General features: G+C 72.6%; 16 protein-coding genes. 13 read left to right on the top strand and 3 right to left on the bottom strand.

From position 1 onward, the window contains the following. Window positions 1-53: 53 nt before the first annotated feature. Together A4W93_RS13310 and A4W93_RS13315 are read left to right on the top strand one after the other, a co-directional pair. The gene (locus A4W93_RS13310) at window positions 54-1514 is read left to right on the top strand and encodes a helix-turn-helix transcriptional regulator (RefSeq protein ID WP_157131651.1); all 1461 of its coding nucleotides are present in this window, start codon (window positions 54-56) and stop codon (window positions 1512-1514) included. Next, window positions 1507-2133 (top strand): lytic transglycosylase domain-containing protein, encoded by a 627-nt coding sequence (locus tag A4W93_RS13315; protein WP_085751062.1) that lies wholly within the window; start codon window positions 1507-1509, stop codon window positions 2131-2133. The genes A4W93_RS13310 and A4W93_RS13315 overlap by 8 nt, the downstream gene beginning before the upstream one ends. Here A4W93_RS13315 and A4W93_RS13320 read toward each other — a convergent pair. Next, window positions 2117-3829 carry a sensor histidine kinase gene (locus tag A4W93_RS13320; protein WP_085751063.1) on the bottom strand — a complete coding sequence of 571 codons (1713 nt, stop codon included), beginning with the start codon at window positions 3827-3829 and terminating at the stop codon, window positions 2117-2119. The genes A4W93_RS13315 and A4W93_RS13320 overlap by 17 nt on opposite strands. 194 nt (window positions 3830-4023) lie before the next feature. Here A4W93_RS13320 and sctU point away from each other — a divergent pair, with 194 nt between their 5' ends. The 11 genes from sctU to A4W93_RS13375 all read left to right on the top strand — a co-directional run bounded on the left by sctU (window position 4024) and on the right by A4W93_RS13375 (window position 15483). Further along, window positions 4024-5109: a type III secretion system export apparatus subunit SctU gene (gene sctU / locus A4W93_RS13325; protein ID WP_085751064.1), complete on the top strand. Its 1086-nt coding sequence runs from the start codon at window positions 4024-4026 to the stop codon at window positions 5107-5109. Then, a complete protein-coding gene (gene sctV, locus A4W93_RS13330; RefSeq protein WP_085751065.1) occupies window positions 5106-7172 on the top strand; it encodes a type III secretion system export apparatus subunit SctV in 2067 nt (688 codons plus the stop codon). The genes sctU and sctV overlap by 4 nt, the downstream gene beginning before the upstream one ends. Before the next feature lie 13 nt (window positions 7173-7185). After that, entirely contained in the window at window positions 7186-7773 is a 588-nt protein-coding gene (gene sctP, locus A4W93_RS13335; protein WP_085751066.1) for a type III secretion system protein SctP, read from the top strand. Then, complete coding sequence (gene sctQ, locus A4W93_RS13340; protein ID WP_085751067.1) at window positions 7770-8837, top strand: type III secretion system cytoplasmic ring protein SctQ; 1068 nt, start codon at window positions 7770-7772, stop codon at window positions 8835-8837. The genes sctP and sctQ overlap by 4 nt, the downstream gene beginning before the upstream one ends. Next, window positions 8815-9474 (top strand): type III secretion system export apparatus subunit SctR, encoded by a 660-nt coding sequence (sctR, locus tag A4W93_RS13345; RefSeq protein WP_085751068.1) that lies wholly within the window; start codon window positions 8815-8817, stop codon window positions 9472-9474. The genes sctQ and sctR overlap by 23 nt, the downstream gene beginning before the upstream one ends. A 9-nt stretch (window positions 9475-9483) precedes the next feature. Next, window positions 9484-9744, top strand: coding sequence for a type III secretion system export apparatus subunit SctS (sctS, locus tag A4W93_RS13350; RefSeq protein WP_085751069.1), 261 nt, complete (start codon window positions 9484-9486; stop codon window positions 9742-9744). A gap of 15 nt (window positions 9745-9759) precedes the next feature. Next, window positions 9760-10659, top strand: coding sequence for a hypothetical protein (locus A4W93_RS13355; RefSeq protein WP_085751070.1), 900 nt, complete (start codon window positions 9760-9762; stop codon window positions 10657-10659). Between the two features lie 15 nt (window positions 10660-10674). Further along, window positions 10675-11130 (top strand): CesT family type III secretion system chaperone, encoded by a 456-nt coding sequence (locus A4W93_RS13360; RefSeq protein WP_085751071.1) that lies wholly within the window; start codon window positions 10675-10677, stop codon window positions 11128-11130. An 80-nt stretch (window positions 11131-11210) separates the two neighbouring features. After that, complete coding sequence (locus A4W93_RS13365) at window positions 11211-13043, top strand: sensor histidine kinase (protein ID WP_085751072.1); 1833 nt, start codon at window positions 11211-11213, stop codon at window positions 13041-13043. Window positions 13044-13097: 54 nt separating this feature from the next. Beyond that, window positions 13098-14483: a sigma-54-dependent transcriptional regulator gene (locus tag A4W93_RS13370; RefSeq protein WP_085751073.1), complete on the top strand. Its 1386-nt coding sequence runs from the start codon at window positions 13098-13100 to the stop codon at window positions 14481-14483. Between the two features lie 304 nt (window positions 14484-14787). Continuing rightward, entirely contained in the window at window positions 14788-15483 is a 696-nt protein-coding gene (locus A4W93_RS13375; protein ID WP_085751074.1) for a response regulator transcription factor, read from the top strand. A gap of 42 nt (window positions 15484-15525) precedes the next feature. On the opposite strand, the gene A4W93_RS13380 is transcribed toward A4W93_RS13375, so the two are convergent. Beyond that, a complete protein-coding gene (locus A4W93_RS13380; RefSeq protein ID WP_169726536.1) occupies window positions 15526-16971 on the bottom strand; it encodes an ATP-binding protein in 1446 nt (481 codons plus the stop codon). 198 nt (window positions 16972-17169) lie between these two features. Then, window positions 17170-19248 carry a hypothetical protein gene (locus A4W93_RS13385; RefSeq protein WP_085751076.1) on the bottom strand — a complete coding sequence of 693 codons (2079 nt, stop codon included), beginning with the start codon at window positions 19246-19248 and terminating at the stop codon, window positions 17170-17172. Window positions 19249-19323: the final 75 nt, after the last annotated feature.

Raw genomic sequence — 19323 nt, forward strand, 5'->3', positions numbered from 1 at the left:
CACCACCCGCACACCACCTAGGAGCGACGATGTACTTCTGCATGCTGACCGCCATGACCCGGTCTTCCACCGCGCGGGACCTGTTGCCGATGGTCCTCGACGGCCGCGCCCAGCAGGCCGCGTCCCTGGCCCTCGCCACCCTCGACGGCATGGGCGCCACGCGGCACGGCGAACCCGCCGTCGAGCTGTCGAGCCTGGCCGCCGACCTCCTGCTGGCCCAGGACTGCGCCGAGGACGCCGAGGACCTGTACCGCCAGGCCCTGGTCGCCGCGGCCACGTCCCCGCGCGGCCAGGTGCGGGTCATCTCGTGCCGCAACATCGGCATGCTGAGCCTGTACCAGCGCCGCTACGGCGCCGCCGCGAACAGCTTCCAGCGTGTCACGGAAGACGACGCGGCCACGCTGGCCCAGCAGGTGGAGGCGCTCGCGGGCATGGCGCTGACCCACCACGCGCTCGGCCGCAACGAGCTGGCGACGCAGGCGCTGGACGAGGCCGCGGCGCGGCTCGACGGCACTTCGGCCGACGGGCTGATGCCGGCGGTGGCGTCGCTGCGCCTCTTCGTGCGGGTGGTCCGCGCGGAGCTGGCCGTCCAGTACACCATCCGCACGAGCGGCGCGCTGGCCGACCACGTCTTCTGGCAGTCCGACACGGTGTATGCCGGCGCACGCCGCGACGAGAGCGGACTGCTCGGCGAGCTGAACGCATGCCAGGCCGCGGCCGTGGGCCATGCGTTGCTGAGCGAGCGCCTCGCCCAGCTCGCAATGCTGGTGCGGGCCGGCATGGGCCAGACCCGCGGCCTGGCCGCCGTCCACGACCACCTCGCCTGGCTGCGCCGCATGCACCTGGCCGCGCCGGAGCGCGAGGCCCGGCTGGAGTGCGCGCTCGTGGCCATCGCGACGAACCAGCCCGGGCTGGCGCGCAGCCTTCTCGAACCGTTCGGCACGCGGCAGGACGAAGGCCCGCAGCGCTGGAACTTCGAACTGTCGTACTGCCGCGCCAAGCTGTGCGAGATGACCGGCCAGAGCGAGGAATGCCACCGCCACTACCAGCGGTATGCGCTCGAGTCGGCGCGGTGCCTGCGCAGCGAGACGCAGACCGTCGCGCCGGTGGCGGCGACCAAGGGCCGGGTCGCCGAGACCCGTGACGAAGCCGAACTGGCGCTGCCGGCGAAGTACCGCCGCGCGTACCGCTACCTGCTGTCCCAGATGGACCGGGCGGACCTGAGCGTGCGCGAGATCGCCGAACACATCGGCGTGACCGAACGTGCGGTGCAGTCGGCGTTCCGCACCCACCTCGGCATGACCCCGGTGGAAGTGCTGCGCCGCTGCCGCGTCGAACGCATCCGGGACGACCTGCTGAGCGCCGAGGGGTGCGGGCCCACCGTGATCGAGACCGCCGCGCGCTGGGGCATCCGCAACCGATCGACCCTCGTGTCGTCGTACCGCAAGCATTTCCGCGAGACCCCGGCCGACACGCTCGCCCGCCGCGAGCCGCCGGCGGCACTCCATGCGTGACGGTGTGTCGCGGCTGTGCTGGCTGCTCGTGCTGCCGTGGCTGCACGGGCCGGCGTGGCCCCGCGACGGGCTCGTGCTCGCCCCGTCGGCCGGCGGCGGCGCGCTGCGGCTGGAGTCGCTGGCCGGCTGCGGCACCGGACTGGTGCTGGCGGGCGCGGCGCCCCGCGGTTCCACGCGGGTCGACGGCGAACTGGCGCGGCTGATCCACGAGGTGGCGGCCGACCACGGGCTCGAGGCCTCCCTCGTCACGGCCATCGTGCGCGTGGAGTCGGCCTTCGACCCGCGGGCGGTCTCGCACAAGGGCGCGCTCGGCCTGATGCAGATCATGCCGGCCACCGCCCTCGGGCTGGGCGTGGCCGACCCGGCGCGCGACCTGCTGGACCCGCACACCAACCTGCGGGCCGGCGCCCGCCACCTGCGCGCGCTGCGCAACCGCTATCCCGACCGGCTGGACCTCGCGATCGCGGCCTACAACGCGGGCGAGGGGGCGGTGAGCCGGTGGGCGGGCATCCCGCCGTATGCGGAGACGCGCCAGTACGTGGCGTCGGTGCTGTCCTGGTACGACACGTACCGGGACGGCGTGCCCGTCGTCCTGCCGGTGGTCAGAGGCTGTTCATGAGCGGCAGGCGCAGGTGCAACACCACCCGGCCTTCCGGCGCGGGGACGCAGGTCAGGTGGCCGCCGACCTCGTGGGCGATCTCGGCGCACAGGGTGATGCCGACGCGCCCCGACACCCGCCCCACGTCGCCCGTGCCGCAGCCGAGGCTCATGCCGCACGTCGTGCCATCGCTGTCGATGGTGGCGGCCAGGTCGTCGGGCGCCGTCACGCGGTCGGCCTCGATCAGCAGGATGTGCAGCAACACGGCCAGGCGCTGCGCGTCGACATGCACCACGGGCCGCTGGCGCGACTCGATGGCGAGCTGGCGCGTGCGGCCGTGCCGCCAGAGCGAGGCATCGGCCCAGGCCTGTTCGAGGGCCAGCCCGAGGTTCACTTCGCTCGGCTGCGGCGAAGCGCGGTACGAGAACATCTTGAGCTGACGCACGAGCGCCGACGCGGCGTCGACCTGTTCGATCACGTCGTCGAGCGCGATGCGCAGCCGGCCGGGGTCATGGGGCCGGTCGGTGGCGGACAGCAGCTGCCGCAGCGTCGCCCGCACGGCCGCGAGCGGCTGGGCCAGCGCGTGGTGGATCTCGGCGATCAGTCGGCCGATCACGTCCAGCCGCTGCACGTGCACCAGCACCTCGTCGCGCAGGCTGTGCCGGCGTTTCTCATCGCGGTCGGATTCGGCGAAGCTCCAGCGCACCTCGTGGCGTTCCGCCTGCAGCCGGGTGTTGTCGGCCTCGGCCTGCCTCAGCCAGTGCAGGGCCCGGTCGTGCCGGCCGAGCCCGGCATGGAGGGCGGCGAGGCGGCGTTCGGTGGCCCCGAGGTGGGACTGGTTGCGCGCCGCACGCAGCTTGCGCACGGCGTTCTCGAGGCAGGCCGCGCCGCGGTCGGGCCGGTCGCGGCCCAGGTGGTAGTCGGCCAGCGCGAGCATCGCGTAGGTGCGGTACCGCTCGCTCGACCGGTTGCGGCGGGCCTTCGCGACGCAGATGATCGCCGCCTCGCGGGCCGCCGCCAGGTTGCCGAGGCGGGACTGGATCGACAGCCACGTCTGCAGCGCCGCGGGGGCCGCGTCGCTGCGCAGGGGCGGCAGCTCACGCACGGCCGCGCTTCGGTGCGCACTCGCCGCGGCCTCGTCTTCGGCGCCCTCGGCGCGGACGAGGTGGATGCCGGCGGCATTGACCCGCGCGAAGAACGCCCCCGGTCCGCCGTCGGGCAGGGTGTCGTGCAGCCGGGCCGACCGGGCGAGGCAGGCGAGGGCGTTGTCCTGGTCGCCCACCATCTCGAAGACCACGGCCTGGTTGTGCAGCAGCGTGGCGCGCTGCACCGCGTCGTCGGCCGCCTCGGCGAGCGCCAGCGCCCGCGTGGAGTGTTCGAGCGCCCGCACCAGGTCGCCGGTCTCGATGCAGGTGATGAAGCAGTAGTTGAGCGCCCGGCCGCGCCGCGCGGAGTCACCGCAGCGCGCCAGCGCCGTGCCGGCATCGAGTGCCGACTCGTACGCGAGCGCGTAGTCGAACAGCCGGTAGGCGTAGTGCGCCTGCAGCAGCAGGGACTGGCCCAGCACGTCGTCGGAGGCCCCGTCGCGCCGCGCGGCGCTCACCGCGAGGGCGGACAGGCGCAGGCCTTCGGGGAAGTCGAGGCCGGCGGCCGCGGCGGACTCGAGCAGGTGGATCGAGGCATCGACACCGGGGGTGTCGGCGTGGGGCGAGGTCATCGGGGGCGGCGGACGCGGAGGTGACGCGAGGTTGGCGTCGGGTGGCGCGCTTGTCAAGCCGGACCGCCGTCGCGTTTCCGTACGGTGCTTCGGGCACAGCGGCCCGCGCGCCTCGGGCGATCCGTAGTCTGCGATGGCCGGTGCGACGTGCATCGGCGACGCCCCGAGAAGTTCCCGCAGCGAAGCCCACCGACATGTCCGACGAAAAGACAGAAGAGCCGACAGAGCACAAGCTCGACAAGGCGCGCGAGAAGGGCGAGGTCCCGAAGAGCCAGGACGTGGCCGTGGCCGCGTCGATGCTGGGTGTGGTGATCGTGCTCCAGGCGACGGCGGATTCCATCCTGCAGCGCCTGAAGCTCGTGCTGGCGAGGTCGCTCGACTTCGGCGACGGCGACATGCCCCTCCACGAGATCTTCGGCCGCATGCAGGAGATGGCGCTCGAGACCGTGATCGCGGTCCTGCCGCTCGTGATCGCCGCGGCGGTGGGGGCGGCGCTCGGGCTGATGTCCCACGTCGGCTTCCTCGTGGCCATGGAGGCGGTGGCCCCGAAGCCGGAGAAGCTCGACCCGGTGGCCGGCGTGAAGAAGCTCTTTTCCGTGAAGTCGCTGCTGACCTTCCTGATGATGCTCGCGAAGGCCATCATCATCGGCTGCGCGGTGTGGCAGGTGATCCTGATGCTGCTGCCGCTGATCAGCGGCGCCACCTACCAGTCGGTGTCCGGCATCGGCACCATCGCCTGGTCGGCGATCCTCAAGATGCTGATGATCGCGCTGGTGCTCTTCATCGCGCTCGCGCCCGTCGACTTCGCGATGCAGCGCTGGCTCTTCATGAAGGACCAGCGCATGTCCAAGGACGAGGTCAAGCGCGAGCACAAGGGGCAGGAGGGTGACCCGCAGCTCAAGGGCCAGCGCAAGCAGCTGCAGCGCGAGAACGCCAACGGCCCGCCGCCCAAGAAGGCCGTGGCCTCGGCGAGCGCGGTGGTCGTCAACCCGACGCACTACGCCGTGGCCATCCGCTACGTGGCGGAGGAGGGCGGCCTGCCGGTGGTCGTGGCCAAGGGCCTCGACGCGGAGGCGCTGCAGATCCGCCGCCTCGCCGAGTCGCTGGGCGTGCCGGTGTTCGCGAACCCGCCGCTCGCGCGGGCGCTGCACAAGGTGGATCTCGGTGCGGCCGTCCCGGCCGAACTGTTCGAAGCGGTGGCCGCGGTGTTGCGCTGGGTCGACCGCATGGCGCGCCGTCCGGGCGGCGCGGGCGCAACATCTGGAGGCCATGCAACGTGAGTCAGACCATCACCCGCCCGGTGGGCAAGAAGGGGCACGGCGAGGAGATCGGGACGCTGCTCGCGATCGTCGCGATCCTCGCGCTGATCGTCTTCCCGCTGCCCACGCTGATGATCGACATCCTGCTCGGGGTCAACATCACCGTCAGCGTGTTGCTGCTGATGGTGGCCCTCTACATCCCGAACGCGGTGGCGCTCAGTTCGTTCCCGTCGCTGCTGCTTTTCACCACGCTGTTCCGGCTCGCGCTGAACATCGCGTCGACGAAGCTGATCCTGCTGCACGCCGATGCGGGCCACCTGATCGAAGCCTTCGGCAACCTCGTCGTCGGCGGCAACCTGGTCGTGGGCATCGTCGTCTTCCTGATCATCGCGATCGTGCAGTTCATCGTCATCGCGAAGGGATCGGAGCGGGTGGCCGAGGTGGGCGCGCGGTTCACGCTGGACGCGATGCCGGGCAAGCAGATGGCCATCGACGCGGACCTGCGCGCGGGCCACCTGACCGGCGACGAGGCCCGCATCAAGCGCGCCCACCTGGCGATGGAAAGCCAGCTGCACGGCGGCATGGACGGGGCGATGAAGTTCGTCAAGGGCGACGCCATCGCGGGGCTCGTCATCACGGCGATCAACCTGCTCGCCGGCATCGTGATCGGCATCACGTACCACAAGATGCCCGCGGGGGAGGCCGCCAACCTGTTCGCCGTGCTGTCGATCGGCGACGCGATGGTGTCGCAGATCCCGTCGCTGCTGATCTGCGTGGCCGCGGGCGTGATCATCACCCGCGTGGCCGACGACGCGAAGAAGCCGAAGGCGCTCGGCGCCGAGATCGCCGGCCAGATGATGTCGAACCCGCAGGCGCTGTACCTCGCCGCGGCGCTGCTGTGCGGTTTCGCGGTGGTGCCCGGATTCCCGTGGTACGTGTTCCTCGCGCTGGCCGGCGTGCTGGCGATGGTGGCGCGCAAGCTGCAGGGCGGGACGCGCGCCGACCCGGACGCGAGCCCGTACAAGGGCCTGCAGCGCGAGGGCGCGAAGGGCGAGGCCGGGGGCATCGAGGAGGCGCCCGCCGCGTTCAGCTGCCCGCTGGCCGTGACGCTGTCGACGTCGCTCGCCACCTCGCTCGACGGCGCGATGCTCGGCGCCGCGTTCGAGAAGGAGCGCAATTCGCTGCAGGAGCGGCTCGGCCTGCCGTTCCCCGGCATCCGCCTGTGGCGGCAGCCGCTGCTGCCCGAGAACGGGTACGAGGTGCTGGTGCACGACGTGCCGGCGAGCGACGGCACGCTGCAGCCCGGCAATCACCTCGTGGTGTCGCCGTCCACCGAACTGATCGCACGGTGCGAGATCGCCGGGCCGGCCGGTGGCGAGACCGAGAGTTTCTGGCTCGCCGACGCGGAGGCCGCGCCGCTCGCGAAGGCGAACGAGGGCGTCGTGCTGACCCACGAGCAGGCCATCGCCCGGCACGCGGTGCAGGTGCTGCACGACCAGGCCCACCTGTTCCTGGGCATCCAGGAGGTGCAGTGGGTGCTGGAACGCGTGGGCGTCGAGTACCCGGGCCTGGTGGCGGAGGCCCAGAAGGTGCTTCCGCTGCAGCGCATCTCGGAGGTGCTGCGCCGCCTGCTCGAGGAACAGCTCCCGATCCGCAACATGCGGGCCATCTGCGAGAGCCTGATCGTGTGGGGGCCGAAGGAGAAGGACATCCTGATGCTCACCGAGTACGTGCGTGGCGACCTCGGCCGTTACCTGACCCACCGGGCGACCGGGGGCACCGGGTCGCTGTCGGCCGTGCTGCTCGATCCGATGGTGGAGAAGATGATCCGCGAGGCGATCAAACCCACGCCGGCGGGCAACTACCTCGCGCTGCCGCCGGACACCATGGCCACGATCGCCGCGAACATCGGGCGGCTGGCCGGCGGCGAGCCGCAGCCGGGCCTGGCCGTCGTGACGTCGATGGACATCCGGCGCTACGTGCGGCGCATCGTCGAGCCCGAGCTGAAGTGGCTCGCGGTCTACTCGTTCCAGGAGCTCGGGCCGCAGGTGCGGCTGGAGCCGCTCGGGCGCGTGACGCTCTGACCAGGGGCCGGCGATGACCACCCCGGTGCGCGCCCCCACGCCGAACACGACCGCCGTGCCCGGCCGGCCGCTGCCGCCCGTGGGCCAAGCCGCGCGCTTCTCCGAACTGCTGAAACAGCGCAGGCCGCCCGAACTGCCGGAGCCGCCGGTGCCGGACGACATCGCGGAACTGCCGGACGGCGTCGCGCCATCGCAGGCCGCGACGGCCGACACGGCCTGCGACGACGAGCCGGCGCTGCCGCCCGAGGCGGAGGTCCCGCCGGTCGAGGTGGCCGTCGCGACGGTGGCGGCGGTGCCGTGGACGGACGACCGGTGCGGCGCGGCGATGCGCGAGGTGGCGCTGACCATCGCCGGCTTCTGCAACGACCGCGCGGTGAACGACGGCGCGCTCTGGCAGGTGCAGATGGCGCTGCGCGCCGACGTGGTGCCCGACACCACGCTGCACCTCTCGCTTTCGCCGCACTGGCTGACGCTTCGCTTCCACGCCGGCGAGCCCGCGGCCCTCGACCTATTGTCGAGGGGAGCAGAGGCCCTGCGGCAGGTCCTCGACACCACGCTGGCGCGCAAGCGCGACATCGCCATCACCTTCGAATCCCCATGACCTCCTCCGGCGCACTTCCGTACCAGCCCGTCGCCGCGCGCCTGCCGCGGCTCGACCGCACGGCCGCGGCCGCGGCGCGGCTGCTCCACGACCGACGGCTCCGGCCGAACTGGTGGGGCGTGGTCGACGGGCTGGAGTTCGTGCCGCTCGCCGCGCTCCCCGCCGACCCCGTGTTCCGTCTGTCCCTCGACACCGCGCACGGGCCGGTCGAGGCGTTCTTCTGCGCCCCGGCCTTCCCGTCGCTCGCGGTGGCCGCGGCCCAGTCGGCCGGCGTGCCGGCCGCGCTGCAGTCGCTGGCCGCGGAGGCCGTGATGCAGCCGTTGCTGGACGCGTTCGCGGCGCTCGGCCTGCACGACGTGTCGGTGGCCGGCCTCGTGCCGATGGCAGATCGCCATGGCGAGGTGCCGGCGGCGGGCTGGGCGCGCGCGACGCTGCACGGCGAACCCGTTGCGAGCTTCGCCTGCACCCGGCTGCCCGACGCCTTGGCGCGGGGGCTGCGCGAACGGCTCGCCCCGCCGCGGTTCGTGTCGCGGCTCGCGCGTTCGCTCGCGATGCCGGGCCGGGTGCTGCTGTCGGCGCGACCGGTGCGCCGCGCGGTGCTGGATTCCCTCGGCCGTGGCGACGTGCTGCTGCTCGCCTCCGGCGGGCCGGACACCCGCGTGGCCTGCAACGTCAGTTTCGGGGCCCGTGGCGGCCGGCGCTGGTGCGCCGACGTCGCGGTCGACGACACCTTCCTCACCATCCAAGGAGCGGGACGCATGATCGAAGAACACGGAAACGACCACGAGGAGGCCCTCGCCGACGAGGCGCCGGCGTCACCGCCCGCCGACCTCGAGGTGCCGGTGCGCTTCGAGGTGGACACGGTCGCGGTGCCGCTCTCGCAGATCGAATCCATGGCCGACGGCTACGTGATCGAGCTGGCCGTGCCGCTCGCGAGCGCGCCGCTGCGCCTCGTGGCCTGCGGCCGCGTGATCGCCACGGCCGAACTCGTCGCGGTGGGCGACCACCTCGGCGCCCGCATCACCCACCTGGCCCGGCGCGATGCAGAACGAACCGGCCATTGAGGTCGTCCCGCTGCTGGCGGTCATCTTCGCGATCGGCTTCCTGCCGTTCGCGGCGATGATGGTCACTTCGTACACGAAGATCGTCGTCGTGCTCGGCCTGGTGCGCAACGCGCTCGGGGTGCAGCAGGTGCCGCCGAACATGGTGCTCAACGGCATCGCGATCATCATGTCGGTCTACATCGTGGCGCCGATGTTCATGGACGCCTTCGACGCGCTCCAGCGGCAGCAGCACGGGCAGGGCGGCGGCACGCGCCAGGTGGCGCAGGTGATGGAGGCCGCGCGCGAGCCGGTGCGCAAGTTCCTCGCCAAACACGCCCACGCGCGCGAGAAGGCGTTTTTCCTGAAGTCGGTGTCGGCGGTCTGGACACCCGAGCGGGCCAAGCAGGTGAAGGAGGACGACCTCATCATCCTCGCGCCGGCCTTCACGCTGTCCGAGCTGACGGAGGCGTTCAAGATCGGGTTCCTGATCTACCTCGCCTTCGTCGTCGTGGACCTGGTGGTGGCCAACGTGCTGCTGTCGCTCGGCCTGTCGCAGGTCACCCCCACGCAGGTCGCGATTCCGTTCAAGCTGCTGCTGTTCGTCGTGATGGACGGCTGGTCGGTGCTGCTGCACGGTCTCGTGCTGACCTACCGCTAGGAGCACGCCATGGGAACCGAAGACATCTCGCGTGTCACCTCCCAGGCGCTGCTGCTGTGCCTCGTCGTGTCGCTGCCCACCGTGCTGGTCGCGGCGACGGTCGGGCTCCTGATCGCGTTCGTGCAGGCGGTGACCTCGCTGCAGGAACAGGCGATCGGGCAGGGCGCCAAGATGATCGCGGTGCTGATCACGCTGCTGCTCGCCGCGCCGTGGGGCGCCCGCATGATCCTCGAGTTCGCGAACTCGATGATGCGGCTGGCGATGGCCTGAACGACGGAGGGCGAGATGAACACGAACGGCATGAACGCCATCCGCGCGACCGTCGCGGCGCACGCGGGCCAGCAGGCCACGGGCCACGGCAACGCGGCGCCGGGCCACCGGCCCGGCGACCAGGTCGCGCACTACAAGGGCGCGACCCTGCGCACGTCCTTCGCGATGGTGCGGCCCGGCGGCATGGCCAAGGCGATGCTCGCGAAACTCAAGCCCCGGCCGCAGCCGCCCGGCGGCAACGGCGTCGCGCGCACGCAGGCCGAGGCGGTCGAGTCGGCGCTGGAGCAGGAATCGCGCGGCGGGCCGGGGCGGGAGGGCGGTGTCGAGGAGGGGCAGGGCCACCGCGTGCATCGCCGCGACGGTGATGCCGACCGGCGTGACCGGTCCTCCGGAGACGACGAGGACGCGCCGCAGGACGACGACGAACCGGCCGCCGGGGCGGTGCGCCGGGCCCGGCCCCGTGCACGCGCGGCGATGAAACCGCTCGGTGCGATCCGGAGCGGTGCCGGCCAGCTTCGGGCCGACTGGGCCGTGGCGGCGATGGCGTCCGGTGGTGAGCCGGCATTGCACCAGGCGCTCGCGACCCGGCTGTTCCAGGCGGCCCGCGGCCCCGGCACCGCGGGCTGGCGCCGGCCCTGGCTCGGCAACATCGGGGCGTGCCATGCCGCCGCCGGACCCGGGCCCTTCGGTGGCCCGGCCCGGGGCCTGGGCGCGGTGCGCGACGTGCTGGCGCCGATGTCGGCGGGGGCGTCGGCCCTGCGCCTGCTGCCCAACCCGATGCGCGCCACCTTCTTCTGCCTGCTGCCCCTCGTGCTGCTCGACCTGCAGCGCCCCCGCACCGCACGCCAGCGGCAGGAGCAGCTCGTGCGCATCGCCGCGCTCGCCCGCCTGACACCGATGCCGCGGCCCTTCTGACCGGGAACCCGTCCGATGACCTACGAACGCTACGAGGCACTCGTCACCGAGTTGTGCACCACGACCGAACTCGGCGATCCGAAGGTGGTGCTCGAGACCAAGACCCTGGAGGTCGAGGGATTCACTGTGCTGCTGGACCACTTCGAGGACGACCCGGCGGCGCTGTACATGCAGTTCGACTACGGCATCGTCACGGCGGGGCGCACGCTGCGCATCTTCCGCATGATGCTCGAGTCGAACCTGCTCGTGTACGCGCAGGACCAGGCGCAGCTCGGCGTGAACCCCGACACCGGCGGCGTGCTGCTGATCCTGCGGGTGCCGATGGGCGACGACATCGACGGCGCGTGGTTCGCCGACACGCTGGTGCACTACGCCGAACACGGCCGCTACTGGCGCGACCACATGAGCACGTCGGTCGACGACATGTTCGAAGGCATCGCGGCCGGTGACTATGCGTGGCTTCGCGCCTGAAAGTTTGCTAGGCTCCCTCCGGCATCCCACGTTCCCCGCGCCTGCCCGCGCTCCGTCCACGGTCGAGACTGTCTGCCCGCGTGCCACCCGTCCTCTATCCCCATGCCGCGACCGAGGATCGCCCGTCGCTCTGGCCCCACCGGCCGGCGGCCGACGGCCTGCCCGACCACCTCGTCGTGCTGCTCTCGCGGGCCGAGGCCACGTCCGATCCCGAGGCCGCGGGGCGCCTTCTCGACGAAGCCTTGTCGTCGGCCCGCCAGCTGCCCGACGACAGCGTGCTGCCCCGCTGCCTGCACCGCGCCGCCGCCATCCTGCTCAAGGGCCACGACGCCCGCGGGGCCTACGCGATGTGCCTGGAGGCGCAGCCCATGCTGGAGCGGCTGGACGACCGATGGGGCGCCACCCAGGTCCTGAAGCTCCGCGGGCGCTGCTGCCTCGTCGCCGGTGAACACGAGCTGGCCGAGACGCTGCTGTCCGAGGCCACGGACCGCTTCGAGCGCATGGGCCTGGCGGTCGAGGCGGCCCGGTGCGAGTCGCTCCTGTCCTCGGCGTTCCGCAGCGAAGGCAACCTGCTCGCGGCGGTCCACTTCGCCGGCCACGCGCGCGCACGGCTCGACCCCACGCCCACGCACCTGTTGCACCGCCTGGGCGCCGGCGAGGCGTACTCCCGCCTGCTGCTCGCGCGGCGCCTGAAGTCGCTGGGCGAAGGGGCGGCGGCTGACACGCACCTCGACGAGGCGGCGGCCGTGCTGCCACCGCTCGACGAGGTGGACGACACCTCCGGCGGGCAGGCGGCGCTGGTCTTCGACATCGCGGCGCTCGTCGCCGTCGAGCGGGGGCGCGAGGCCGACCGTCGCGCCGCGCTCGCCCGGCTGCTGCGGGTCGCGCGCCTCCTCGGCGAGGCCGACTGGCTCGGCCTCGCGTGGCTGCGCCTGGCGGAGCTGCGGCGCACGCAGCCCGGGCGGCTCGCCGCCACCACTGCCGACGCGCGCCGCGCGGTGCGGCACCTGGAGGCCACACCGCGTTCACCCCGCCTGCCGACGGCGCAGCGGCTGCTGGCCGACGCCCTCGAACGGCAGGCCGACAGCCGGGGCGCCTACGAGGCCTTCGTGTCGGCGCTCCGGCACGAGGCCGACCAGGAGCGCGCGACACTCGCCGAGCGCCTGGAGATGCTCGCGCTGCACGGCCGCGCCGAGCAGGACCTGCGCGAGACCGAACAGACCCTCGCGTACGCGCAGCGGTTCTCGAACGTGGGGTACCTCGTCGCGAGTGTCAACCACGAGCTGAACCAGCCGCTCGCGTCCATCCGTCTGCTCGCCGAGACCACGATCGAGCTGGCCGCCCACGGCCATGCGGACGAGGTGCAGCAGAGCCTGCGGTCCATGCGCGAGCTGGGCCGGCGCCTCGACGTGGTCGCCTCGAAGCTCGCCGCGTTCCCGGTGCGCGAGAACGCGCCGCTGCGGGCCGTGCCGCTGCGCCGGGTCGTCCACGAGGCACTGGAACTCCTGCAGGCGCGCCTCGCCCAGACGCCGTGCGAGGTGCGGTCCCTGCGCGACGACCTGTACGTCCAGGCCGACGAGGCGCAGGTGGTCCACGTCGTGGCCAACCTCGTCAACAACGCGCTCGACGCGATGGCCGGGCAGGACACGCGCCGCATCGACTTCTCGGGCACGGCCGGCGCCCGCCAGGTGACCCTCACGCTGCGCGACAACGGGCCCGGCATTCCCGAGGGCGTGCGCGACCGGCTCTTCCATCCCTTCTTCTCGACGAAAGCGGCGGGGCAGGGCCTCGGCCTGGGCCTCGCGCTCTCGCGGGACGCCCTGCGCGCGATGGGCGGGGACCTCACCGCACGCCACTCGGCCGGGTCCGGCGCGGCATTCGAGGTCACGCTGCCCCGGGCCTCGCCGCCCTGACGCTCGCCCCCATCGCCTTCCCGAGACAGTCCCTCCGCCCCGCACACCATGCCCATGACCCCATCCGTTCCGGCACCTTCCACCTTCACGCCCCGGCGCGTGGCCGTCATCGAGGACGAGCAGGCCTTCCTGCACACGGTCCAGCGGTCGCTGGAGCTGGCCGGCTTCGAGGTGCTCCCGTTCAGCAGCGCGGACGCGGCGGTGGAGCACCTCGGCGTCGCCGCGCTGTCCGTCGTGCTGACCGACCTGCGGTTGCCCGGCGGGGACGGCCTGTCGGTGCTCGAGCGTGTCAAGGCCATCGACCCCGAACTGCCCGTGGTGCTGATGACCGGGCACGGCGACATCCCGACGGCCATCCAGGCCATCCGCTCCGGGGCCTACGAGTTCCTCGAAAAGCCGTTCAGCCGCGAGCGGCTGCTGGCCGTGATCACGCGGGCGGCCGACCGCCACACGCTGTTGCTGGAGAACCGGCAGCTCAAGCGCCAGCTCGCGGCGGCGTCCGGCATCGGCGAGGTGCTGCGCGGCGAGAGCGCGGCCATGCGCGAGCTGCGCGACCTGGTGCTGCGGCTGGCGCCCACGCCGGTCGACGTGCTGGTGCAGGGCGAGACCGGCACGGGCAAGGAACTCGTGGCCCGCTGCCTGCACGATTTCTCGCGCCGCATGGGCAACTTCGTGCCCGTCAACTGCGCCGCCATTCCCGAGAACCTCTTCGAGACCGAACTGTTCGGCAACGAGACCGGTGCGTTCGCGGGCGAGGGCCGGCAGCGCATCGGCAAGATCGAGCACGCGAAGGACGGCACGCTGTTCCTCGACGAGATCGAGGCCATGCCGCTCGCGCTGCAGGCCAAGGTGCTGCGCGTGCTGCAGGAACGCGAGGTCGAGCGGCTGGGCAGCAACCAGGCCATTCCCGTCAACTTCCGCGTGGTCGCCGCCACGAAGGTGGACCTGGAGGAGATGAGCCGCAAGGGCCTGTTCCGGGCCGACCTGTTCTACCGGCTCAACGTGGTCGCGCTCAGGGTGGCGCCGCTGCGCGACCGGCTGGGCGACGTGATGTCCCTGTTCGAGACCTTCGCCCACCAGGCGGGCATGCGGTACGAGATGCCGGTGCCGACGCTGACGGCCGACCACCACGAGCTGCTGCTCAGCGCGCACTGGCCCGGCAACGTGCGTGAGCTCAAGAGCTGCGCGGAGCGCCTCGTGCTCGGCCTGCCGCTCGCGGTGGACGGCCGCGACACCGCGGCCGCGTCGCGCTCCTTCGAGGAGTCGATGGCGATGATCGAGCGCAGCCTGCTGCAGGCCGCGCTGCGCCAGCACGGCGGGTCGGTGCGTTCGGCCGCGAAGGCCTTGCGCCTGAACCTCGCCACCGCGTACCGCAAGCTCAAGGGCCTCGACATCGATCCGGCCATGTACAAGGCCGACGGCGAGCCCGACAAGAGCTGACGCGCCGTGATGGTGCCGATGCACCGCCGGGGACACAGACCTTTCACGGTGGCGGCCGAGAATGGGCGGATGCCCGACGTCCCGCGCGCACCCGTGCGCCGGTTTTCGCAGGAACGAGACGGCGCTGCCGCACGGATTCCCGTTTTCGAGATGACGGCCATCATCTGAACCGGCGGCCTGCGTGTTTCCACGGTGGCGCCGTGCCGTTCATGACCCGACAGTGCTGGCATGGCGGTTGCGAAAGGATGTCGTGTGCCTTCGCCCCCGCCAGTGCGGCGCGGGCGTTCACCGACAGGAGAAGGTCTTGGAACATGCGGTCATGTTGATGGCGGAGGGTGGGGCGCGGGAGCACTTCCGCGCCGAGCTCGCCGGCCTCGGGTTCGACACCACCCCGTTCGCCAGCGTGGCGAACCTGCTGCGCCACTGGCGCCGCGGCGACGGAGGCCTGCTGTTCATCGACGTGGACCTGCCCGGCGAGGACTGGCCCGCGGTGATCGCCCAGCTGCACGAGGTGTCGCCTCGGCGCACGGTGGTGATCGGGGTGGGCGCCTCGGCGCCGTCGGCCTCGGTGGCGCTCGATGCCGGCGCCGACGAGTTCGTGGCGATGCCGTGCCGTGCCCCGGAACTCGCGGCCCGCGTGCAGGCGGCGCTGCGGCGCGCCGATCCGGGCCGTGCCGCCGACACGTCGCTCAGTTGTGGCCCCTGCGCCCTCGACGTCGCCGCGCGCAAGCTCGTCGCTCCGCGGGGTTCGGTGGCGCTGACGAGCCGCGAGACCGCGCTCGCGCGGTGCCTGTTCCAGTCTTCCGGCGGCCTGGTCTCGCGGCGCCGGCTCGCCCACATCTGGGAGGCCGAGGAAGACATCGCAGGCCGGTCGATCGAGCAGCATGTGTACCAGCTGCGCCGCAAGCTCAAGCGGTGCGTGGGCGATGCGGTGGTGTTGCGCAGCGTGTACGCGCGGGGCTATCAGCTCGAATGCCTCGTGGCGCCCCGGGCCGCCTGACCGCCTGAGGGGAACCACCACGGGGGCATCGCCCCCGGGCCCTCACACCGACTGGAGGTGCGGCGAGGGCGGCGCCGGCCGCTGCACCGTGTCAGGGGCCGGCGTGGCGGGGGCATCGGCTTCCGCCAGCGCCTGTGCATGGCGCCGCAGGCTGTCGGTCGTCTCACCCGCCAGCTCCAGTTGTTCCGTCGCGAAGTGCCGGGTGCAGGCGAGCAGCCGGTAGCGAGGCGGTTCCCCGGGGACCACGAGCACGAGCGACCGGTCGACCAGTTCGGTGAGCGCATCGAGCGTCGCCCAGGTGTCGATGCCGTCGTCGCCGGCCATGATGCGGAGCACGGCCGACAGCGGCACGTCGCCCTCGAAGACGGACAGGCGCCGCAGCAGCTTGCGTTCGCGTTCGGCGAGCAGATCGTGGCTGCGCGCGAGGGCCTGGCGCAACGAACGGGGCCGTGTGGACGGGGCCTCCGCGTCCGGTCCCGCCAGGGGCTGCGCGCCGCGGCGCGACGCGGCCAGGCCGATGGCGAGCGGGATGCCGTCGAGGCGCCGGCACAGTTCCACCACGGCGCCGACGTGCTCGTCGTCGAGCGGGAAGGGTTCACCGGCCGCCCTCGCATGCGCGGCGTACAGGGCAACGGCGGGGAAGTCCAGGGCGTCGCGGGCCGGCACCGACGCCTCGGGCACCGGCAGGCCGCCGAGGCGCACGACCTGTTCGTCGCGCAGGCGCAGGCACATCTGGCCCGAGAGCAGGAAGGACAGGCCGGGGGCGCGGCGCATCAGCACCTGCACCGTGCGGGCGGTCTCGTCGGGCGCCACTTCCACGTGGTCGACGATCACGAGCACGTGTTTCGCCTGAAGCGCGTGCAGCAGGCTCTCGAAGGGTTCGTCCGGTCGGAGCTCGATGCCGAGCGTGCGGGCGATGGTGCCGACGATCGTCACCTCGTCCCCCGCGGGCGCGAGGTCGATCCACACGGTGCCCTGCGGGTAGCGGTGCGCCACGTCGCAGAGCAGGCGCTGGGCCACGCGGGTCTTGCCGATGCCGCCGGGGCCGGTCAGCGCGATGGCGCGGTGGGTGGTGAGCAGATCGGCCAGCCGGCGCAGGTCCGCCGAGCGGCCGACCAGCGGCACCGCGGTGTCACCAGCCGGGCGAGCCGGCGCGGCGGTGGCCGACGCCGCGGCGGACGTGGTGCGCACGGGCCCGCCCGAATACTTGTACCCGCGACCGGGGACGGTGCTCACCACGGAGGGGCCGAGCAGCTTGCGCAACGCGGCGATCTGCACCGGCACGTTGTTCTGCTCCACCACGAGGTTGGGCCATACCGCATCGAGCAGTTCGTCCTTCGAGACGACACGGTCGCGCTGCTCGAGCAGGGTCACCAGCACCTGGAACGCACGCGCGCCCACCGGCTTCGGCTGGCCGTCGACCAGCAGCCGGCGCTCGCCGGTCAGGAGTTCCACGTTGTCGAACGCATAACAGGTGGCTGGTGGCACGGTGAAGTTCCATCGTGGAGGGAAGCCGGATGCCACGAGCGCCATCGTCGGGAGGCCGGGCCGGACAGCGACGAGGATAGGGTGTACTTCGCATCGGGAAAGATACTTTCTGGAAGGAGTCGATACTTTCATGCATGCATGTCGGTGCAAGCGTGGGATGTTCCGGCCGCAGCGGATGTGTTCGCTGCGGCGCCCGGGTCATGACCGCGGCGGGGGCGTGTCGCCGTCGCGCGGGATCGCGGGCTCGTGCCAGTCCTTCTGCAGCGCGGCCTGGCCCGCCACCGTGGCGGCATGCCCGCTGTGCGTGGCCTGCCGTTGCCACAGCGGGCTCACGATGCCCTGGCCCAGCTGGGACAGGAACCCCGCGTCCTCGCCCTGGCGGTCGCGCCGGGCGTTCTTCACGTTGACGGCGGTGTATTGCGTCAGTGCGGAGAACGCTCCGAGCACGCCCGCGCCGAGGGACAGGGCCACCTGGGCGCCCGCGGCCAACGTGCTCGTGCCCCCCACCGCGGCGCCCACGCCGCGCACCAGCCCCACGGCCCCGGCGCCACCGGCGCCGATGAACGCGAACTGCGCGGCGAAGCGCTGGCCGAGCTGGGCGGAGTACTCGAGCGGGGACAGCAGCTTCGCCATGCCTTCGCGGCGCGCGAACGCGACCGAGGTGTCCTTCATGGCCTCGTCCAGCAGCAGGCGTGCGTGGCCGTCGGCGCTCAGGTCCGTGACGTTGAAGTCCCGCAGCAGCGCGATGTCGCGATCGCATTCGGCGATCGACGCGCGGAGCGACTCGACCTCCGGCCGCCCCGCCTCGGCGTCGCTGTCGGACGTGGCGTGGGTGCCGAGCTTGTCGAGCCTGGCCTGCAGTTCGTCCCGGTGGGCCGAGACGTGGGTCGCGACCCGGGTCGCGATCGTCATCTCGGGTTCGGCGATCAGGTTGCGGAACTTGCTTTCGTCCACGCCGGCCGCGCCCACCGGGCGGCCGGCGTTCCAGTCGGCCTGGCCTTCCGGCGTGAACACATCGCCGTAGAGGAGGCCGAGCTTGTGTTCGTCCGCCAGCGCGGTCTTCTCGTCCAGCCCGGCCGCGTGGTGCTGGCCGGCGATGGCGGCGAAGGCGAGCACCACCGAGGTGGCGGTGATCGCCCCCGCGGGCGCGCCGGCCGCCTGCAGCGCGGGCGCGAAGATGCCGCTCATGGCGCGGGCGATGCGCCAAGGCGCCTGCGCCGTCGTGGAGTTGAACTGGCGGTCCTGCATGCCCTCGAGGCGGAAGGCGTCCATCACGAGCAGGCCCACCTGCACCGCGCGGTCGGTCTGGGTCTGCTGCAGGGCCTCCAGTTCCTCCCGTTCCCCGGGCGTGAGCGCGGCGAGGAAGGTCTGGATGCCTTCGGGCGTGGCCGCCTCGCCGTCGGCCGGCGCGAGCCCGGCGTGGTTGGCCGCCAGCCGCTGCATCAGGGCCTTCATCTGGAGCGCATCGCGCACCGCGTCGCCCTCCAGGGCCTTCACCTGCTTCTCGATCTCGGGCAGGGTCTCCTTCGCCTTGATGTTGCCGGGCATCTTGACCATCGGCGCGGCCTTCTGCCGCATCAGCGTGATGGCCGACACGATGGGGGTCTGCAGACCCGCGGTGACGAAGGGCTGGGCGACGAGGGCGGCGAGGCTCGCGTACAGCACGTGCATCGGCGACGCCTTCAGCGCTGCGAACGGAATCGCGCCGTACAGCGCGGCCTGGAAGGCCGAGCCGCTGGTGGGGATCCAGCGGCCGCCCTGCGCGGCGGCCTTCGTCATCGCGGCCTCCTTCTCCGGCGTGAGGCCCAGCGCGTCGTTCCAGCGGGTGAGCAGTTCGGGCGTGATGCGGGCCGCGAGGGCCTTGTGGTCCCGGGGCATGTCGGTGCTGGCCAGCGGGTTGTGCCGCACCGCGTTGATGACGGCCGCGGCCTCGCCGAGGTCGACCGGGCGCTCGCGCTGTTCGTCGAGCCGGCGCTGGAACTCGGGGAGCGTGCGGGCGAGGCCGATGTCGGTCGCGCCCGTGGCCGTTGCCCCGGAGGTCGCGGCCGCAGCGACGGTGGTCCCGGTGCGGTCGAGCGTGTCCAGCGCGAAGGATTGCCGCGGGCGGATCGACAGGTCGCTCGACGGAGGACGGTGGGAGGTCGTTCCGCCGGCCCGGTTCGACCGCGAGGCCGTGCGCGACGGGGTGCCGGGGGTGTGGTCCGCGGGGGGCGTGTCGGTCGACCGGGTCGCGAGCGCCGGGGTGCCGGGGCGGGACGAGGGGGGGGTGATGGTCATGGTGCGGTGCGTTGGAGTGGTGTCCGGCCTCCAACGTAGGCACCGCCCATGACCCTCCCGTGACGCCCGTCGCAC

The sequence above is a fragment of the Piscinibacter gummiphilus genome, from assembly GCF_002116905.1.
GTDB classification, from domain to species: Bacteria; Pseudomonadota; Gammaproteobacteria; order Burkholderiales; family Burkholderiaceae_C; genus Rhizobacter; species Rhizobacter gummiphilus.